The following is an 18980-nucleotide window of genomic DNA, read 5'->3' on the forward strand; positions in this document are numbered from 1 at the left end:
CCTTGGTGAAAGCTCTGGGGTGACGCCTTTTTTGGCCTGAACAGCTTTTTCGCGCCTGTCGGAGAATACAATGGCTGCGGTACGTATTGTGCTCATTTGTTGAATCTGGGAGACACGAAAATGCTGAGAGTTACCGACCTCCGGGGGACAACCCCAACGACCGCCGAACTTCGCAGGGCACTGCCACGTGGTGGCGTTGATGTCCATGCCGTGCTTCCCGCAGTTACGCCGATCGTTGAAGAGGTTCGCGTAGGCGGTGCCGAAAAGGCACTCGAATACGGAGAGAAGTTCGACGGGATCCGTCCAGCATCCGTGCGGGTGCCGTCGGAGGTGATCAAAGAGGCCGTCGACAAGCTTGATCCTGCGCTGCGCTCCGCGCTTGAAGTCGCGATCGAGCGGATTCGCAAGGTACACGCTGAACAGAAGCCGCAGCCACACACTACGACGCTTGCGAATGGCGCAACTGTCACCGAGACATTTATTCCTGTTTCGCGCGTGGGACTTTATGTTCCAGGTGGAAAGGCGGTGTACCCCTCGAGCGTGCTCATGAACGTGATTCCTGCGCAGGAGGCGGGGACGGACAGCATGGTGGTCTGCACTCCTCCTCAGGAGGAGTTCGGCGGCTGGCCGCACCCAACGACGCTCGCCGCGTGCGCGCTGCTCGGCGTCGATGAAGTGTGGGCAGTCGGTGGAGCCCAGGCGATTGCATTGCTGGCGTACGGCGATGATGCCCACGGCCTGGAACCAGTTGATATGGTGACCGGACCGGGGAACATCTACGTTGCTGCCGCGAAGCGTGTAGTCAACGGCACGGTGGGCATTGACGCGGAGGCCGGCCCGAGCGAGATCGCGGTTATCGCCGATGCCAGCGCGAATGCGGAATACGTGGCGCTCGATCTGATTTCGCAGGCAGAGCACGACGAGCAAGCAGCTAGTGTGCTTATCACCGACTCAGAGGCCCTGGCGCAGGAAGTCGGCCAACTCGTTGAGCAGCGCTCGAAGGAAACGCTCAACGCTGAGCGTGCCTCTACTGCGCTGGGCGGTAAGCAATCCGGCATCATCCTGGTCGACGATATTGAGAAGGCTGTCGCAGTCGCAGACGTTTACGCAGCAGAGCACCTGGAGGTGCACACGCGCGATGCTCGCGCGGTTGCGGAGCGAGTTCGAAACGCGGGCGCAATTTTCGTCGGGCCATACTCACCGGTCCCACTCGGTGACTATGCGGCTGGCTCGAACCACGTCTTGCCGACATCCGGGACGGCGCGCTTCAACCCCGGCCTGTCCACCCTGACGTTCCTGAAGCCTGTCAATCTCATCGAGTACGACAAGGCAGCGTTGGTGGAAATTGCTGAGGACATCATGGTGCTGGCTGCGGAAGAGCAGCTTCCTGCACACGGTGAATCCATTAAGGCACGAGGAAACGGAGCTAAGTAAGTATGTCTACTGATCCTTCGACGATCGCGAAGGGCGTCACGCTCGAATCGCTACCACTTCGCGACGAGCTGCAAGGAAAGAACCCATACGGCGCCCCACAGTTGAAAGTGCCTGTCGCGCTGAACACCAACGAGAATCCGTACCCGCCCTCTGAGGCGTTGATTCAGGACCTGGTTGCCGAGGTTGAAGCAGCGGCATGGTCGCTCAACCGCTACCCAGAGCGCGACGCCGTGTTGCTTCGGGAAGACTTGGCCGCATACGTGTCGAAGCAGACGGGCGTCCAGGTCAGCAAAGACAATATTTGGGCCGCAAACGGTTCGAACGAGATTTTGCAGCAGCTGTTGCAAGCTTTCGGTGGCCCCGGACGCAATGCCTTGGGGTTCGTGCCTAGCTACTCGATGCACCCAATCCTTGCGGCGGGCACGCAAACCGAGTTTATCCCGATTGATCGCAACGAATCTTTCGATATCGATGTGCAGCAGGCCGTGCAGGCCGTCGAAAAGCACGCGCCGGACGTCATCTTTATCACTACGCCGAACAATCCAACTGGCGGTGAGACTGCACTCGAAGACATCGAAAAGATTGTTCAGGCTGCACCTGGCATCGTGATTATTGACGAGGCGTACGCTGAGTTTTCGGATTCCCCGTCCGCAACGACGCTGCTAGCAACGTATCCAGAGAAGCTCGTTGTGTCGCGCACGATGTCGAAGGCGTTCGATTTCGCAGGGGCGCGCCTAGGGTACTTCGTTGCAGCACCGGCGTTTATCGACGCCGTCATGCTGGTTCGCTTGCCGTACCACCTCTCGGTGCTCTCCCAGGTCGCTGCACGCGTGGCGCTGAAGCACTCCGGGGACACGCTCGCGACGGTTGACAAGTTGGCGCAGGAGCGCGTGCGCGTGCAAGCAGCGCTGGAAGAGATGGGCTACAAGGTTGTGCCGAGCTCGTCGAATTTCATCTTCTTCGGCCCATTTGGCGACGCCGCTTCGACCCATGCAGCGTGGCAGCAGTTCCTCGACTGTGGCGTACTCATTCGTGACGTGGGCGTCGCAGGTCACCTGCGAGTGACGGTTGGACTTGATAGCGAAAACGATGCCTTCCTAGAAGCAGCAAGAAAGGTACTTCATGGCGAATAGGGTAGGGACCGCACAAAGGAAGACGTCTGAATCCGACATCTCTGTGTCCATCGATCTCGATGGCACAGGCGTGACTGACATTGACACCGGATTGCCGTTTTTCGATCACATGCTCACCGCATTCGGGGCCCACGGCGCTTTCGATCTCACGGTGAAGGCGAAAGGCGACACGGAGATCGATGCCCACCACACGGTGGAAGACACCGCCATCACGCTCGGGTGGGCCCTGCTGGATGCGATCGGGGACAAGCGTGGCATCCGCCGCTTTGGCTCGATGCTGTTGCCGATGGACGAAACGCTCGTTGAGGCAGTTGTAGACCTGTCTGGGCGTCCGTACTTTGTGATGAACGGTGAGCCGGAGCATATGGATTGGCAGGTCATCGGCGGGCACTACGCCACGGTGATAAATCGCCATTTCTTTGAGGCGCTTGCGTATAACTCCCGAATGACCTTGCACGTGAATGTGCGCTATGGTCGCGATCCGCACCACATTACGGAAGCCGAATTCAAGGCTGTGGCCCGCAGTTTGCGAGCTGCAGTGGATGCAGACCCAAAGATTACGGGTGTGCCGTCGACAAAGGGTGCGTTATAGGTGGGAGGCATTCCAGCAAGTATGGGAGTGCTTGGCCTCTTCGTGTTGGCGGGTGTGCTCGCAGGCGGAGTGTGGTCAACGTACCAGCGTGGATTGAGGGTGCCGACTGCAGTGTTAGCCTTGGCTACTGCGCTGGCGCTCGCATTCGCGATCATGGCAATGATGGAGGTTATGTAGTTTGAAGTTCTTCCCACCAACACCGCTTACTGTTGAGGAAATCAACTCGGTCTCGAGTGTTTGGAAGGCACGCGGCATGAAGCCCGTCCTGCTCGCGGTGATGGCAGCGTTCGCCGCATGGGCGGTGCTGCTACCGGTGATTCCTACGGCGGTGCTCGATGCAGGAGGAACCGAAACGCTGGCCGGGCTTACCACCGGCGTGTTCATGCTCGCTACAGTGCTTACACAGATGGCGACACCTGCGCTGCTGCGCAAGTTCGGGTTTGGCCTGATTATGGGTCTGTCTTCCTTGCTCTTGGGTGTTCCGGCGTTCGCCTACGCGTTGGGAATGGAAGCCGGAACAGTGCTGACTGTGAGCGCGATCCGCGGTGTTGGGTTTGGCGCGCTGACGGTAGCGGAGGCAGCCGTCGTCGCTGAGTTGGTACCGCGTCGCTTGCTGGGGCGGGCGACCGGCACGCTGGGCATCATGGTGGGCTTGTCTCAGATGGTCGGCTTGCCGACGGGCCTCGCCCTGGTCAACGTCATTGGGTATAACGCGGTGTATTACATTGCAGCGGGCGTAGGCCTCATTTCGTTGGTGGCATGCATGTTCATCCCAGCTGTGCCACAAGCGGACCGCGACGAGTTGAGCGTGGCGCACGTGCACGTACCGATGTGGCGGCTTGTGTTTGTTCCGGGCATGGCCTTGATGTTCGTCACCTCAGCGTATGGCGCAATTACTAACTTCCTTCCCGCGGCGATGCGCGATCTCGATCCGGCCAAGGGAGCGGCGCTTGGCGGTGTGATGCTGGGCGTGATGAACTTCGCTTCTATGTTGTCGCGGTACGCAGCGGGTCAGGTCATGGACCGCAAGGGATACCCAGGCAGCATTCTCATTCCGTGCCAGTTCATTGCTGCAGGTGGTGTCTTTCTCATCGCGCTCATTCTGCTTCTTGATCTGCCGGTGTGGTGGATGGCGTTGGCAGCGTTGATCTACGGTGTTGGATTCGGCGCGGTACAGAACGAGGCGCTCACCTTGATGTTCTATCGCTTGCCCCGTTCGAAGAGCTCTGAGGCCTCTGCGATTTGGAATATCGCATTCGACGGAGGAACAGGTCTGGGGTCGACGATGTACGGCATGTTGCTGACAATGATGATGTTTACTCCGATGTTTGGTTTGGCGGCGGCCGTGATCCTTATTGGCGTAGTTATTACGTTGCTGGATAGGCAGCTGGGCAAGCACCGCGTCGTCGAAGTTAATAACTTGTCCGTGCGGCTGAAAAATGTTCAGCCCCCGCGCCTTTATCGGCGGAACGGGCGCTAGAATTAATCTTCATGACTGCTAACGACATGCCACAACCCCATGTTGCGCTGCTCGACTACGGGGCAGGAAATATCCGATCCGCTCAGCGTGCGCTAGAACAAGTTGGCGCGCGCGTCAGCGTTACTGCCGATCCGGCGATCGCGGTGGAGGCTGACGGCCTGTTAGTGCCGGGGGTTGGCGCGTTTGATGCATGCATGCGTGGGTTGCAGGCAATGCAAGGGGGGCGCATCATCGGACAGCGCCTTGCAGGTGGTCGTCCTGTGCTGGGTATCTGCGTTGGTATGCAAATCCTTTTTGAGCACGGAGTCGAGCATGGCATTGATACCGCTGGATTAGCAGAGTGGCCGGGGACCGTTGAAAAGCTCCAGGCTCCTGTGCTTCCACACATGGGGTGGAACACCGTCGACATAGTTCGCGGCTCGCGCATGTTCGACGGCATTAATATAGACGAGCGCTTTTACTTCGTGCATTCGTACGGCGTTCGCGAATGGACGCTGAAAGCGGATGAGTTCATTGCGCCGCCACTTGTGCACTGGTCGGAGCACGGTGGAGATAAGTTTGTGGCTGCCGTCGAAAATGGCCCGCTCTGGGCGACGCAGTTCCACCCCGAGAAGTCTGGTGACGCAGGACTTCATCTCTTGGAAAACTGGGTGAAGACTCTGTAGCGGGCGCCGAACCTGGCTGAGTTAGATTGGATAAGATGAGCACCATGACTTTTACCTTGTTGCCTGCTGTTGATGTTGTTAAAGGTCAGGCCGTGCGGCTTGACCAGGGGGAAGCTGGGACGGAGAAGAGCTACGGGGATCCCCTGGAGGCTGCTCGTCGCTGGGAAGAGCAGGGGGCGCAGTGGCTGCACTTCGTGGATTTGGACGCCGCGTTTGGGCGTGGCTCGAACCATGAGTTGATGGCGGATATCACTGCGAAGCTGGGTATCGCTGTCGAGCTCACGGGTGGTATTCGTGACGACGCCACGTTGGAGCGGGCCCTTGCCACCGGAGCGAAGCGCGTCAATATTGGTACCGCGGCGCTACAGGATCCGGAGTGGACCTGTAAGGCAATTGAGCGCTACGGCGACAAGATCGCGATTGATATCGCGGTGCGTGAAACTGATGGTGAGTGGCGCACGAAGGGGAACGGCTGGACGTCCGACGGCGGTGATCTGTGGGAGGTTCTGGAGCGGTTCGATGCCGCTGGTTGCAGCCGTTTCGTGGTGACCGACGTGAGCAAGGACGGCACGCTAGCGGGGCCGAATGTTGCACTGTTGCGGGAGGTCGCCGCAGCGACGGACGCTCAGATTACTGCCTCGGGCGGAATCGCGACTCTCGACGACGTTGTAGAAGTGGCCCGGTATGCCGATGAAGGGATCGACTCCGTCATTATCGGCAAGGCTCTCTACGAGAAGCGCTTCACGCTGAGTGAGGCGCTGGAGGCCGTCGCAAAGGTATCGAAGGGCGAGTAAACAGCGTGCGGGATCTGCAGGCATACCGAGCTATTGCGTTAGCGGCGGTCGATGAAGCCGCCGAGCTCTTTCGAACACATATCGGTGCAGCTCCAGCGCTCTTTAAGGGCGAAGGTGACTTTGCCACGGAAGCGGATCTCGCGATTGAAACGTTGCTGAGGAAACGCTTGACGGAAGCGACCGGTATCCCCGTGTTTGGGGAGGAACACGGCGGGGACCTCAACGCTGAGGCGTGCTGGGTGCTCGATCCTGTCGACGGCACCTCGAACTACTCGTGTGGCAACCCGATGTGCGCGATCTTGGTAGCGCTCCTTATCGACGGCCAACCGGTCGTCGCGGTGACCGACATGCCTTTGCTGGGGCACCGCATGCATGCGATCTCGGGTGAGCCCGTTGTGCTTGACGGCGCCCCATTGCCTGCGCTCCCACAGGGCGTTGATCCTTCGACGACGGCCGCTCAGGTAGGCGTTGCAACCGTTGGTTCGGATGATCGCGCTGCGTTTCCAGCGGAAGGCCGCTTGGCCTTCGTCGGTGAATTGGCTGCCACCTCACTGCGACCACGCATGACTGGCTCAGTGGGCGTGGACTTGGCGTTTGTGGCGTCGGGTGTGTTCCAGGCCAGCGTGAGTTTCTCCCCGCACGTGTGGGATAACGCGGCCGGTGTCTTGTTCGGTCGCTGCGCGGGCGCGACGGTGACTGACGTGTACGGGCAGCCATGGGAGATGTCGTCGATGGGGGCTGTCATTGGTACGAATGCTGCCCATGCGACTGCGCTCGCGACGGTCCAACGGTGCTTTGAAAGCCCTGATAGGCAGAGTGCTTCGCGGTAGTATGTAGTTTCCGGAACGTATTTGCGGGCTGGAGTAGCGTGGCACAAAACATGTATGGAGGGTAATTACCTTGTCTGTTGCAATCCGTGTGATTCCTTGCCTCGACGTGGACGACGGGCGGGTAGTAAAAGGCGTAAATTTTGAAAACCTGCGGGACGCTGGTGATCCCGTAGAGCTTGCTCAGCGGTACGGTCTGGAAGGCGCTGATGAGCTTACTTTTTTGGACGTAACCGCGTCGCGTGAGGGCCGTGGAACGATGCTTGAGGTCGTCCGTAAGACCGCAGAGCAGGTATTTATCCCGTTGACCGTTGGCGGAGGCGTTCGAAGCGTCGAAGACGTCTCTGAGTTGTTGCGTGCTGGCGCGGACAAAGTCAGTGTGAATACAGCGGCGATTCACCGGCCAGAGCTACTGCGTGAGCTCAGTGAGAAGTTTGGAGCACAGTGCATTGTCTTGTCTGTCGACGCGCGTCGCGTGCCGAATGGTGGGCTTCCGCAGCCGTCTGGGTTTGAAGTGACCACGCACGGTGGTACGCGTTCGGCTGGTCTCGACGCGGTGGAGTGGGCTCGCACTGGACAAGACCTGGGTGTGGGGGAAATCTTGTTGAACTCGATGGACGGAGATGGGACCAAGGAAGGGTTCGATCTCGAGCTGTTGGAGAAGGTTCGAGCAGCGGTAAGCATCCCGGTGATTGCTTCCGGTGGCGCTGGCAAGGCTGCAGACTTCCCGCCAGCAGTAAAAGCGGGCGCAGACGCCGTACTTGCGGCGTCGATCTTCCACTTCGGCGAAGTGAGCATCGCGGAAGTAAAGGATGCGCTTCGGAATGAGGGCTTTGAGGTTCGCTGATGACTGAACTACGACCAGAAGATGCCGTATTGGATCCTGCAATTGCTGCTCGGCTGAAGAAGAACGACCGCGGCCTGGTTCCCGCCGTGGTGCAGGCTGCTGACACCGGTGAGGTCCTCATGATGGCCTGGATGGATGAGCGGGCGCTGGCGTACACGCTGGAAACGCGACGTGGGACGTACTTCTCTCGCTCCCGTAACGAATACTGGGTAAAAGGGCTCACCAGTGGCGCTGTGCAAGAGGTCCGCGAGGTGCGCCTCGACTGCGACGGCGACACCTTGCTGGTGAAGGTGATCCAGACGGATGGTGCCTGTCATACGGGGGACCGTACGTGCTTCGATGCAGATCTGCTGTTGGAGGATATCTAGGTGAATACGGCGAACCGCGTCGGCGCACTGCTGGTGGGCGTCGGTGGCGCGCTGGCGTGGGTGGGGTCCAGGATGGACTGGTTTACTGTCGAAGTTTTCGACGACCGCGCTGGAGCCAGTACCACTACCGTCGATGGTTCAATGTGGTCTACGGAGATCGCGGCAGTGGCGCTCATTCTGATCGTTGCAATGATTGCGATATTCGCGCTGCGGCGAGTTGGGCGTCGAATAGTAGGTGTGGTGGCCGCACTAGGCGCCGTGGGCGCCGGCGTATCGGGCTTGCGAACCTTATTAGCCGAGCCTGACTTGGAGCGTTTGCACACACTGCTGAGTGCCGGAAGCGGGGAGCAGGGAGGAGCAGCCAGTGACGGGGCGATTGCCGCGTGGGCGGAGATCACACAGGTGCAGCAGCATAGCGCTGGCATTTACCTGGTCATCTTGGGGGCGCTCCTGGGGCTTATTGGAGCGCTCACGGTTGTAATGCGGCCCGGTGTAGATTCCGCGAAGCTCAACAAGTATGAGACAGAGGCTGTGCGCCGTGAAAAGCTAGGTGAAGATCTCGAAGCTCGACCGGACTCTGGGCGCGTGATGTGGGACGCCTTGGACTCCGGAATTGACCCTACGGATGATGAGGCACGCCGATAAATATTCGGTATACCCCCGTGAAATTTCATGAACTAAATACGCGCGGGCTACGCTGGCAACTGCAACAATAGGCTTTCACCTCGGAGTCACGCGGGAGGCGAGTATGTGTGCCACGGATGTACACAGCGATCTCTTCGCTGCAGTGCAGCGGCAGGTCGCGCGCCGTGAGTCCTTGGTGTCGTTCCAAGAGGTGAAGGATCGCTCGCGGGCAGCTGCATCTGCGCGCGACGCATACGCGGCCGTTGACTCAGACGGATGCGCAATTATTGCCCAGGTACAGTACAACCAGCACGGCGTCCGGACTACGCAGCAGCGGATTCACCGAGCGGCACTTGCCGCAGTGGAGCTTGAGATGCAGGGGGCGCAGCTGCTCGCGTGTTCGGGTGCGCTGTTTGGCCGTGAGGTCGCGAACATTGAGATGGACGCAGCGAGGGCAGCAGTGCATATACCGGTGGTGAGCTTGGATACGATTGTTGATCCGTACCAAGTGCACGAGGCTCGCTGCTATGGAGCCGATGCGCTTGTGCTTCGTGCAGATATTCTTGAGCAGCCGCGACTGGAGGCGTTGCTAGATAGAGCGGAGACGCTTGGCATGTCGGCCTTCGTACAAGTCGGAGACGCTGAGGAGGCGGCACGTGCGCTTCGGGCGGGCGCATCGGTGCTGGCTGTTGTGCCACCGAAACGTCCATCGGGGGAGACTGATCACTTCGCACTGGGCGAACTTGTTGCAGGCCTTCCGAGCAAGATCCGCGTGGTGATGATGGCGGATGTGTTGACTCCGCGTGATCTGTTTAACGTCGCTGCCGCAGGAGCAGACGCCATTTTGGCGAATGCCGAAGCGGCTATTCCTTCACTTGCTACCGCCGGGCGACACCCCGCGTGCGCTTCCCGCCGATAATCAGGCACACTAGGGGGCGTGCAAACTACGATTCTGGCAAACATTCCCTCGCCACCACAGGGTGTGTGGCACATTGGCTGGCTCCCGGTGAGGGCGTACGCGCTGTGCATCATCACCGGCATTCTGCTTGCAATGTGGGTGGGCACGCGACGCTATCGTGCGCGTGGTGGTGATCCCGACGTGATTTGGGACGCGGCAATTGTCGCTATCCCCATGGGCATCATTGGCGGTCGGCTCTACCACGTGCTGACGGATCATGATAAATACTTCGGCCCCGGCAAAGATCCACTGCAGGCGCTGAACATTACTGCGGGTGGTTTGGGCATCTGGGGCGCAGTCGCACTGGGCGCGGCGAGCGTGTGGTTGCTGCTGCGGTGGAAGAAGATTGCTGTTGGGCCTGTTGCCGATGCGCTGGCGCCAGGCATCGTGTTGGCCCAGGCCGTGGGACGCCTTGGGAACTGGTTCAATCAGGAACTCTATGGTGCTGAAACGACGGTACCGTGGGCGTTGGATATCTACTACCGCGTTGACGAGCAAGGGGCGTTCGCTCCGCTGACAGGGCGTTCTACCGGTGAGGTCATCGCGAGCGTTCACCCGACGTTCCTCTACGAGTTGGTGTGGAATCTGCTTGTGTTTGCTTTCCTGCTTTGGGCAGATAAGCACTTCAGGCTCGGACACGGCAGGGTATTTTGGCTATACGTTGCTGGCTACACGATGGGCCGATTTGCAATCGAGTTGATGCGTACTGATGCCGCAACACTAATTTTGGGGTTGCGTGTGAACACGTGGGTTTCAGGCCTGCTTTTTGTTGTTTCACTTGGGATTTTCTTCCTATTGCCACGTGGGAGAGAAGCCGAGAAGGAACTCGCTCACAACGATAATGATGATACGAATCGTGATTCGGGGTAGGGTGGTATCCGAAGTGGAAGATAGGCCACACGATACGGCAGTGGAGAATTCACACACTATCTGGCCTTGAAACCACCGGTAATTGTTGAATCGCTACTAGGTTGGATCTCGTGGATAGAAGAACAAAGATCGTATGTACGCTCGGCCCTGCTGTGGCCAGCAAAGAAGCAATCCTCGGACTTGTGCGCGACGGCATGGATGTCGCCCGCCTCAACTTCTCCCACGGCGACTATCCGGACCACGAGCAGAACTACCGCTGGGTCCGCGAAGCCACCGATGAAACGGGACACGCAGTTGGCATCCTCGCCGACCTTCAGGGTCCGAAAATCCGTCTTGGGCGCTTTGAAGAAGGCGCGACCGTCTGGGAGACGGGCGAAACGGTCCGCATCACAGTCGATGACGTGCCAGGCACGCACGACCGAGTCTCGACGACTTACAAGAACCTCGCCAAGGACGCGAAGCCGGGCGACCGCCTGCTCGTCGACGACGGCAAGGTCGGTCTGGTCTGTGTCGAAGTCGACGGCAACGACGTTGTCTGCCGCGTGACCGAAGGTGGCCCTGTTTCCAACAACAAGGGTGTTTCCCTGCCGGGGATGGACATCTCCGTCCCGGCGTTGTCCGAGAAGGACAAGGCGGACCTGCGGTTCGCACTCAAGATGGGTGTCGACGTCGTCGCGCTGTCCTTCGTGCGCTCGCCGGCAGATGTTGACCTGGTTCATGAGATCATGGACGAAGTTGGCCGTCGTGTCCCAGTCATCGCGAAGCTGGAGAAGCCAGAAGCAGTCGACGCCCTGGAGTCAATCATCCTGGCATTCGACGCCGTGATGGTTGCCCGTGGCGACCTCGGCGTTGAGATTCCGCTTGAACTTGTTCCAGGTGTGCAGAAGCGCGTCATCCAGATCGCTCGTGAAAACGCGAAGCCGGTCATCGTCGCTACGCAGATGCTGGATTCGATGATTGATAACTCGCGTCCGACGCGTGCTGAGGCTTCCGACGTTGCGAACGCCGTGCTCGACGGTGCAGACGCCGTCATGCTCTCCGGTGAGACCTCCGTTGGCGTTGACCCGCACAACGTGGTCCGTACGATGAGCCGCATTGTCCGCTCCGCTGAGGCTATGGACAAGGTGCCGCCTCTGAACCACATCCCGCGTACCCGCCGTGGTGTGATCTCCTACTCGGCTAACGATGTGGCAAACCGTCTGCATGCACGCGCAATCGTGGCGTTCACCGCGACCGGCGACACCGCTCGACGCGTTGCGCGCCTGCGCCCAGACCTGCCGCTGCTCGTGTTTACTCCGAAGCAGGAGGTTCGCTCGCAGCTCGCACTGACCTGGGGCGTGGAGACCTTCCTGTGCCCGCCGGTGCACAGCACGGATGACATGATCGCCACCGTTGACAAGTACCTGCTGGCGATGGATGAGTACCAGGAGAATGACACCATGGTGATGGTTGCAGGTACCCCTCCAGGAGTTGCAGGCTCGACCAACACGGTCCACGTCCACCAGCTGGGCGAGGAGGCTTACTGGTCGAAGAAGAAGGAAGAGGAACAAGACTAAGTTCCAAATCGGAGAACACCCCGGGCAGCTGCTCCGGGGTGTTTTTCATCTCTCGGCTTGTAGCTCGCTAAATCCATGGGGGACACGCAAAAGGCCTGCCGCGAAGCAACAGCGGCAGGCCTTTTGTAGTAGGAGCTACAGGCTAGTTAATCGGCGTCGGCTCGATCTTCCAGACCTCGTTCGCGTAATCGCGGATCGTGCGGTCAGAGGAGAAGCGACCGGATTCGCAGATGTTGATCCAGCACTTGCGTGCCCATGCATCTGGGTCCTCGTAGTACTCCTTGGCCATGCGGTCGCGGGTTGCGCGGTAGTCCGCGAAGTCGCCCAGCACGTAGTAGACGTCGGCTTCGTCGAAGCCGAAGCCCTCGAGCAGGGAAGCGCGGATGTTGTGGAACGCGCCGGTGCCGCAGTCGTCCAGGGTGCCGTCGACCAGTGCGTTGAGCACACGGTGCAGGCCTGGGGTCTGCTCGGCGGTAGCCTTCGGGTCGTAGGAGCGCTGCAGCTCAGGCAGATCCTCCTCGAGAGCGCCGAAGATGTAGGCGTTCTCTTCACCGACAGCGTCAACGATTTCCACGTTTGCGCCGTCCATCGTGCCCAAGGTCAGCGCACCGTTCATCATGAACTTCATGTTCGAGGTGCCCGACGCCTCCTTGCCGGCCGTCGAGATCTGCTCGGAAACATCCGTTGCCGGGATGATGTGCTCAGCAGGGGAGACGTTGTAGTTCTCCACGAAGACCACATGCAGGTACTTCGAAACGACTGGGTCGTTGTTCACCAGCTCGCCGATGGCGTTGATGAGCTTGATGATCCCCTTTGCCATCGTGTAACCAGGTGCAGCCTTCGCGCCGAAGATAAAGGTGCGCTTCGGTACGTCGGTCTCGCCGTCTTCCTTGATGCGGAAGTACAAGTCGATGATGTACAGCGCGTTCATCAGCTGACGCTTGTACTCGTGCAGACGCTTGATCTGCGTATCGTAGACGGAGTCCGGGTCGAGGACCGAACCCTGACGCTGCTCGATCCAGCGAGCGAAGTCTTGCTTGTTAGCAGCCTTGATCTCCCGCAGTTCCTTGAGCACTGCAGGATCATCAGCGTACTTGCGCAGCTCCTTCAGCTTGGACAGGTCCGTGGTCCACTCATCAGAACCAGACAGGCGGTCGAGCAGGGATGCGAGACGCGGGTTGCACATACGCAGCCAGCGACGTGGGGTGACGCCGTTGGTCTTGTTGTTGAAGCGCTCTGGATACATGGAGTACCAGTAGTTGAGCGTGTCGCGCTTCAGGATCTCGGTGTGCAGCGCAGCCACGCCGTTCACAGAGTACGAAGCGTAGCAGGCGATCCACGCCATGTGCACCTTGCCGTCGTGGACTGGGGAGTAGTGGTGTGCGTCCTCCGGGCCAATGCCACGGGACTCCATGTCGAGGCGGTAGCGGCGGTCAATCTCCAGGACAATTTCCCAGATACGCCAGAACAGCTGCTTGAAGATGGACTCGTCCCAAGTCTCCAGAGCCTCCTGGAGCACGGTGTGGTTCGTGTACGCGAAGGTCTGGGTGGTGACGTTCCACGCCTCTTCCCAACCAAGACCGTGCTCGTCCATGAGCAGGCGCATGAGTTCCGGAACCGCCAGCACCGGGTGGGTGTCGTTGAGCTGCACTGAGTTGTGCTCGTGGAACTTGCTCAGATCCTCGCCGTGGTGCTCGATGTAGTTGTCAATCATCTCCTGCAGCGAAGCGGAAACGAAGAAGTACTGCTGGCGGACGCGCAGCACCTTACCTGCGTACGTGGTGTCGTTCGGGTAGAGCACGCGGGTGATGTCGTGGACAGCCTCGCGCTCCAGGATGGCGTCGGAGAAACGCTGCGAGTTGAACGCATCGTAGTCGAACTCGTGGATTGGGGATGCGTCCCACAGACGAAGGGTGCCAACGTTATCGGTGCCGTAGCCGGTAATCGGCATGTCGAACGGTACTGCTCGAACCGTCATGTCGTCGAACTTCACGATGCGCTGCTGGGAGGTGCGCTCAACAACGAACGGGTAGAACGATTCCTTCCAGGAATCTGGGTGCTCCTTCTGGAAGCCATCGACGAACTCCTGGCGGAACAGGCCGTAGCGGTAGAGCAGGCCGTAGCCGGTGACCGGGTAGTCCTGCGTCACTGCGGAGTCCAGGAAGCACGCCGCGAGGCGGCCAAGGCCACCGTTGCCCAGCGCGGCGTCGTGCTCTGCCTCGAGGACATCGGTCAGGTTGTGGCCGAGCTCTGCTGCTGCAGCCTCAGCCTCTTCCACCATGCCCAGGTTCGTGAGGTTGTTCAGCAGTGCACGGCCTTGCAGGAACTCTGCGGAGAAGTACGCCTGCTGACGAGTAGCCGAGTAGGCCTTTTGGGTTGCATCCCACTTGTCGGCAATCTGCTCCACAACGGCGGCCGAGAGGCCAGTCCAAAACTTGTTATTGGTGGATGCCTGCGGGCTGCGTCCAGAGAAACCACGAACATGGCCGGCGACAGTGTCCTGCAGTGCCGGTACCGATGTTCCTACAGTGTTCTTCATAAAAACCTCAGATCTCTTGATGTGTCGAATTGGAATGCGTCGTGCTCAGCCGGAACGGCGTTGCGCTATGGCTGAGCAAGATACGTCAGAACTGCCGTGAGTCCGGCATTGGTAGCTGCTTTCACCGTGGGTGCGTAGTCCGGCAAGAAGGTCGGCATGTGGTTGACTGGAATGTCTTCCGCGACTCTATTTGCCGCAACGGCTTCATCCCACTGTGCCTTCGGGGTGCACCCGATAAGCCAGTAGAAGTACGGCACGTCAAACGCCAGGGGGATGACTGGGAAGTCCTCAGACACTGTCTTTCGGTCGGCTTCAGCAGACTCATGCTTGAAAACCTCGTCGAAAGACTGGCGGACCTTTGCGTACACCTCGGCGTCATTGCTCATAAGTTCTCCGTGAGCGAAGTACTCGAACGTAGGCGCTTCGGTGGCACCAGATGCTTGCACCTCTGCGCGAACAACCCGCTCGATGGAGGCGTACATCTGCTCTTTTGTCTTGTTTTGATAAAAGCGACAGTTGAGTACGAGTTCCGCGGAGTCGGGGATAATGTTGTTCGTCGTTCCAGCGTGCAAACTGGCAACGGTGACGACTGCGAAGTCAGAAGGATCGACTTCCCGGCCCACGAGACCTTGCAGGCGGGCAATGATCATCGCTGCCGTAAACGTTGGGTCTATGGCGTTGTGTGGCATAGAGCCGTGCGCACTTCGCCCCGGGATCGTAATCCTGATGGAGTCACATGCCGCGAACTGGGGACCCGCTTTTGACATCACGGTTCCCGCAGGTCCGGGCATCACATGCTGGCCAAAGCAGACATCAGGACGCGGGATGCGCTCCAGAAGCCCGTCATTGACCATCGCTTCTGCCCCTACCCCCAGCTCCTCTCCTGGCTGAAACAGTGCAATGAACGTCCCACGCCAGGCGTGGCGGGTGTTGTCCATAAAACTGCACATACTGAGAAGTGCCGTGGTGTGCATGTCATGGCCACAAGCATGCATAGTGCCGACGCTCGTGCCGTCCTCAAGACGCACCTTCTTCTTTGAAGCGTATGGAACTTCGGTAGATTCCGTAACTGGGAGCCCATCGAAGTCGGCACGGAACAGTACAGTTGGCCCGTCACCGTTGCGGAAGACCGCACAGATTCCGTAGCCCCCAATCGGTGCAATTACTTCGCAGTCGAACTGGGTAAGTTCGGCGAGGAGCCGTTGGTGCGTCTCCTCTTCTTGCATCGATAGCTCGGGCGTGGTGTGCATGAATTCGTAGAATGCACGCTGCCACGATTCGTCAACGACGTAACTGTTGAGAATATCGTTGATGTTGATCATGTACGTCCCTCTGTGCGTCACTCCGCACGTGCTTGCTTAACTACCATCACATTAAGTAATACCAGTCTTTTGGGAGGAAGGTATAAACAACTTTGGTCTAAAGGACTGGGTTGTAGAGGAGAGAGTTGCGTGACGGGGCACATTCTGTGGCAATACGCAGCGACTTTGTCACATTCCCGGCATCGCGGAGTCGGTAGAGTTTGTCCACCATTTTGTCACGAACATCAAACGGGGAAAGCGTATTGACGTAGATTTTAGTGCCGCCTTCGAACCCCGCGAGTGTAGAAATACGCCACTTAATGTTCACCCTCCATGGCATCGGAAGGTCCAGATCCACAGGCCGGTAGTGCCACTCCTCGTTGCACGCGACCTCAGGTCCCATCGCTGCGTGGATCGCGTGCACGAGGTCCGACAGACCGCGCACTTCCTGCTCCGACTGCTCCCAAGGTGCGCAGGTTGCGGACTTGGAATAGATGGAGACAGTGGGGTAGCGGTGCCCGATGCCTGCGATGGCGATTGCGAAGTCGTTCTCCGCGATCACCAGGTTGTGGTAGAACGCGTAGTTCACTCCCCATTCGTTATACATGTTGATGTTCTGGCGCAGCTTTGCAATCTCCATCTCGGCCTGCACGCCACGCGCGTCGACGGTGACGAGCTGCTTGTGCAGGTGGTCGAAGGAGGCGCCAGCAGGCGCAAGCCAGTTTTGGAAGACCACGACGTACGGGGAGTAGGGATTCTTTACGACGAGGTCGTGGAGGGAATCAACTGTGAACTTGAAGAAGGCCCCGTGCTCGTCTTCGGTGAGTGTTCCGGAGCTTGCTAGCTGTGTGTCGTCGGTGGCACCGTCGACGAAATGGCGTCGAGCAATAATGACGTCGTGGCCGCCGCCGAAATACGCGGGCGCGATCTCCAAAAGTGACGCCTCGTCGCGGTCGGGATTCTCCCCGGAGGCCTTGAGGCGGGTGCGAACGATGTCGAGGACGTGGGCCTTGCCGGCGGGGTCCGCGAGGTAGCGGTCCATGTGTTCCTGCTGGGACTGGGGCATGCTGTAGCCGTAGTTCTTTGCCCAGTAGTCGTAGGAGACTATCTCGAAGAGGTTCGGTACGCGGCGGAACTCGGCGGTGGTGGCGTCGAGCTCTTCGGGCATCGCGTTGCGGACGATCTCCCAACCATCCCGGGTGCGCACCATGCGCGACTTCTCCGGCGGGGTGCGCAACTGGTGGGCGTCGCAGAAGTTGCAGTGCTCGTGAAAGTCGGAATCGCTGAGCGGGTGCGGGGTCCCTGAGGGGTGGGAAAGGGGCCGGTTTCCTCTGCCTGGGACCGTCCAAACCTCGGTGCCGGAAAATGGGTTGACTTGCTTGATCGTGCCGTCAGCCATGGTCGTCAGGGCGTCACGATACGAGTGCACTGGAAAAGTCATACCTGCTACGTTACTCCCCGGTGTATTAGCCTGTTCGTCATGGCGATCATTCAGTTCCATGTGCTGGCCCCCGATGCGTCGGCAGAAAAGTTGGCGGAGGCGTACCAGCGCGCAATCGATATTTTGGTGCGGCGCGAAAAACTCACTGCCGGAAATGTTGTGTACACCCCGCATGTAGCGTTGCCTAGCGAGGTCACCGAGGAACTGGAAGCAACATACGTGCAGGACAGGCAGGTCTCGGCTGAAGAAGAGGGTGCCGCCCTCCAGCGCTACGACATCGAGGTTGAAGGCGCGAGGAGCCTGAACAGCCTGGCGATGGGCCTGTCGCGGATTCTGACCCCGCGAGCGCAGCTTCCATCAGACCCCGTCGCGTTGGAGCAGCAAGACCAGTTTGAGACGCCTGCGCTTTACCCCTGGACCGTCGAGGTGTTCAGGTAACGAATCGCCGCCTCGCGGCCTGCGCGGCGGAGTTGCTCACTGGTGTCAGCGATGTTTTCAAGGGGGACTGCGATTGCTTCACCAGCGGGTTCGGCGTCGAAGCTACCCGCCACAATTACGCAGACAGCACCTGCATCAGCGGCAAGGTCGCTTACCGTGCTGGCAACCTTGCCAGCGGCGGTTTGGGCGTCATAGCGTCCCTCGCCGGTGATGACGAGTCCGGACTGTGCGATAAGATCTGCGAGCCCGCTGGCGTTCGCGATGACGGGCGCACCGGGGGAGATGGAGACGTGGCTGGCATCGCCGTGCAGGAGCGTTGATAGCCAGGTGATGCCGATCGCGATTCCACCCGCAGCCCCGAAGGCCGGAGTAGTGGGGTCGAGACCTGCTACTTCGCACAGCCTGGCCAGCCCGCGGTCGAGCTTGGCCACGTCTTCTTCGGAAGCGCCCTTCTGAGGTCCAAATACAGCGGCGGAGCCTTCCGGTCCCGTGGCGGGCGAATCCACATCGGTGAGTAGTACCCAGTCGAGCGCGCCTGCGGGAATGTTGACCTTTGCGGTATCGAGGTCCGCGAGGCGCTCGAGGTCGCCGCCGCCAGGCTTGAGTTGATAGCCCTCAGCGTCGACGGGGTTCGCGCCAAGGGCTACGAGAATGCCGGTGCCACCATCGGTGGTTGCCGAGCCGCCCAAGCCGAGCACGATCCGTGTTGCGCCACGGGTTTGTGCGTCGGCGATGAGCACTCCGGTGCCGTAGGTATCGCCGGTCAACGGAACTGGTGAATCTGCGACGGCGGGTAGCCCAGAGGCGGCAGCGACGTCGATAAACGCTGTGGTTGAAGCGGCATCATAGGTGTAGGTAGCCTCCGTGAGGCGCCCCGCGGCGTCCGTGGTGGGCAGGGTGATGCGCTCGCCCTTGAACAGTTCGGAGGTGCCTTCGCCGCCGTCGGCCATTGGGGCGAGTTTGATGGTTGCGTCCTTTAATATCTCGCGGACGCCTTCTCCGATCCACGTTGCGGCCTGCTCAGCCGACGCCGTGCCTTTGAATGCGTCTGGGGCGATGGTGACTGTGGTTGGGGTACGCAATGCTTCATCCATGAGGGCAAAGTGTAGTGCA

Annotated in this window: 19 protein-coding genes; 15 read left to right on the top strand and 4 right to left on the bottom strand. The window is 59.5% G+C overall.

What is annotated here, in order from left to right; genetic code table 11:
- The first annotated feature begins 120 nt into the window (after positions 1-120).
- The 14 genes from hisD to pyk all read left to right on the top strand — a co-directional run bounded on the left by hisD (position 121) and on the right by pyk (position 12148).
- On the top strand, positions 121-1434 hold the full coding sequence (hisD, locus tag KBX14_RS00615) for a histidinol dehydrogenase (protein ID WP_252930773.1): 1314 nt from the start codon (positions 121-123) through the stop codon (positions 1432-1434).
- Positions 1435-1436: 2 nt separating this feature from the next.
- Positions 1437-2567, top strand: a complete 1131-nt coding sequence (locus KBX14_RS00620; protein WP_256041668.1) for a histidinol-phosphate transaminase — start codon at positions 1437-1439, stop codon at positions 2565-2567.
- Complete coding sequence (gene hisB, locus KBX14_RS00625) at positions 2557-3159, top strand: imidazoleglycerol-phosphate dehydratase HisB (RefSeq protein ID WP_256041669.1); 603 nt, start codon at positions 2557-2559, stop codon at positions 3157-3159. Before KBX14_RS00620 ends, hisB begins: the two co-directional genes overlap by 11 nt.
- Positions 3160-3336, top strand: coding sequence for a hypothetical protein (locus tag KBX14_RS00630; protein ID WP_168156151.1), 177 nt, complete (start codon positions 3160-3162; stop codon positions 3334-3336).
- A gap of 76 nt (positions 3337-3412) precedes the next feature.
- On the top strand, positions 3413-4639 hold the full coding sequence (locus KBX14_RS00635; protein ID WP_083290931.1) for an MFS transporter: 1227 nt from the start codon (positions 3413-3415) through the stop codon (positions 4637-4639).
- Positions 4640-4650: 11 nt separating this feature from the next.
- The gene (gene hisH / locus KBX14_RS00640) at positions 4651-5304 is read left to right on the top strand and encodes an imidazole glycerol phosphate synthase subunit HisH (RefSeq protein WP_256005147.1); all 654 of its coding nucleotides are present in this window, start codon (positions 4651-4653) and stop codon (positions 5302-5304) included.
- A 44-nt stretch (positions 5305-5348) separates the two neighbouring features.
- Positions 5349-6098 carry a bifunctional 1-(5-phosphoribosyl)-5-((5-phosphoribosylamino)methylideneamino)imidazole-4-carboxamide isomerase/phosphoribosylanthranilate isomerase PriA gene (priA, locus tag KBX14_RS00645; protein WP_256000341.1) on the top strand — a complete coding sequence of 250 codons (750 nt, stop codon included), beginning with the start codon at positions 5349-5351 and terminating at the stop codon, positions 6096-6098.
- Positions 6099-6103: 5 nt separating this feature from the next.
- Positions 6104-6928 carry an inositol monophosphatase gene (locus tag KBX14_RS00650; protein WP_256041670.1) on the top strand — a complete coding sequence of 275 codons (825 nt, stop codon included), beginning with the start codon at positions 6104-6106 and terminating at the stop codon, positions 6926-6928.
- Positions 6929-6998: 70 nt separating this feature from the next.
- Entirely contained in the window at positions 6999-7772 is a 774-nt protein-coding gene (gene hisF, locus KBX14_RS00655) for an imidazole glycerol phosphate synthase subunit HisF (protein WP_070478840.1), read from the top strand.
- Positions 7772-8140, top strand: a complete 369-nt coding sequence (gene hisI, locus KBX14_RS00660; RefSeq protein WP_070362254.1) for a phosphoribosyl-AMP cyclohydrolase — start codon at positions 7772-7774, stop codon at positions 8138-8140. The genes hisF and hisI overlap by 1 nt, the downstream gene beginning before the upstream one ends.
- Entirely contained in the window at positions 8141-8785 is a 645-nt protein-coding gene (locus KBX14_RS00665; RefSeq protein ID WP_070362255.1) for a TIGR02234 family membrane protein, read from the top strand. It abuts the gene before it with no gap.
- Between the two features lie 103 nt (positions 8786-8888).
- Positions 8889-9683, top strand: coding sequence for a hypothetical protein (locus tag KBX14_RS00670; protein WP_070362256.1), 795 nt, complete (start codon positions 8889-8891; stop codon positions 9681-9683).
- An 18-nt stretch (positions 9684-9701) separates the two neighbouring features.
- Positions 9702-10592 carry a prolipoprotein diacylglyceryl transferase gene (gene lgt / locus KBX14_RS00675; protein WP_256041671.1) on the top strand — a complete coding sequence of 297 codons (891 nt, stop codon included), beginning with the start codon at positions 9702-9704 and terminating at the stop codon, positions 10590-10592.
- A gap of 110 nt (positions 10593-10702) precedes the next feature.
- Positions 10703-12148, top strand: coding sequence for a pyruvate kinase (gene pyk, locus KBX14_RS00680; RefSeq protein WP_070478976.1), 1446 nt, complete (start codon positions 10703-10705; stop codon positions 12146-12148).
- A 142-nt stretch (positions 12149-12290) separates the two neighbouring features.
- Here the strand turns inward: pyk and KBX14_RS00685 are convergent, their stop codons facing one another.
- The 3 genes from KBX14_RS00685 to KBX14_RS00695 form a co-directional block, all read right to left on the bottom strand.
- Positions 12291-14687, bottom strand: a complete 2397-nt coding sequence (locus KBX14_RS00685) for a glycogen/starch/alpha-glucan phosphorylase (RefSeq protein WP_256020250.1) — start codon at positions 14685-14687, stop codon at positions 12291-12293.
- A 65-nt stretch (positions 14688-14752) separates the two neighbouring features.
- Positions 14753-16009 (bottom strand): amidohydrolase, encoded by a 1257-nt coding sequence (locus tag KBX14_RS00690; protein WP_070362259.1) that lies wholly within the window; start codon positions 16007-16009, stop codon positions 14753-14755.
- 97 nt (positions 16010-16106) lie between these two features.
- Positions 16107-17429, bottom strand: coding sequence for a DUF4921 family protein (locus tag KBX14_RS00695; RefSeq protein ID WP_176754849.1), 1323 nt, complete (start codon positions 17427-17429; stop codon positions 16107-16109).
- A 39-nt stretch (positions 17430-17468) separates the two neighbouring features.
- Between KBX14_RS00695 and KBX14_RS00700 the strand changes: the two genes are divergently transcribed.
- Positions 17469-17867, top strand: coding sequence for a hypothetical protein (locus KBX14_RS00700; RefSeq protein ID WP_070362260.1), 399 nt, complete (start codon positions 17469-17471; stop codon positions 17865-17867).
- On the opposite strand, the gene KBX14_RS00705 is transcribed toward KBX14_RS00700, so the two are convergent.
- Positions 17837-18961: a glycerate kinase gene (locus tag KBX14_RS00705; RefSeq protein WP_256000299.1), complete on the bottom strand. Its 1125-nt coding sequence runs from the start codon at positions 18959-18961 to the stop codon at positions 17837-17839. The two genes, KBX14_RS00700 and KBX14_RS00705, sit on opposite strands and share 31 nt — an antisense overlap.
- Positions 18962-18980: the final 19 nt, after the last annotated feature.

This window comes from Corynebacterium sp. CCUG 61414 (genome assembly GCF_024453945.1).
Lineage (GTDB): Bacteria > Actinomycetota > Actinomycetes > Mycobacteriales > Mycobacteriaceae > Corynebacterium > Corynebacterium pseudogenitalium.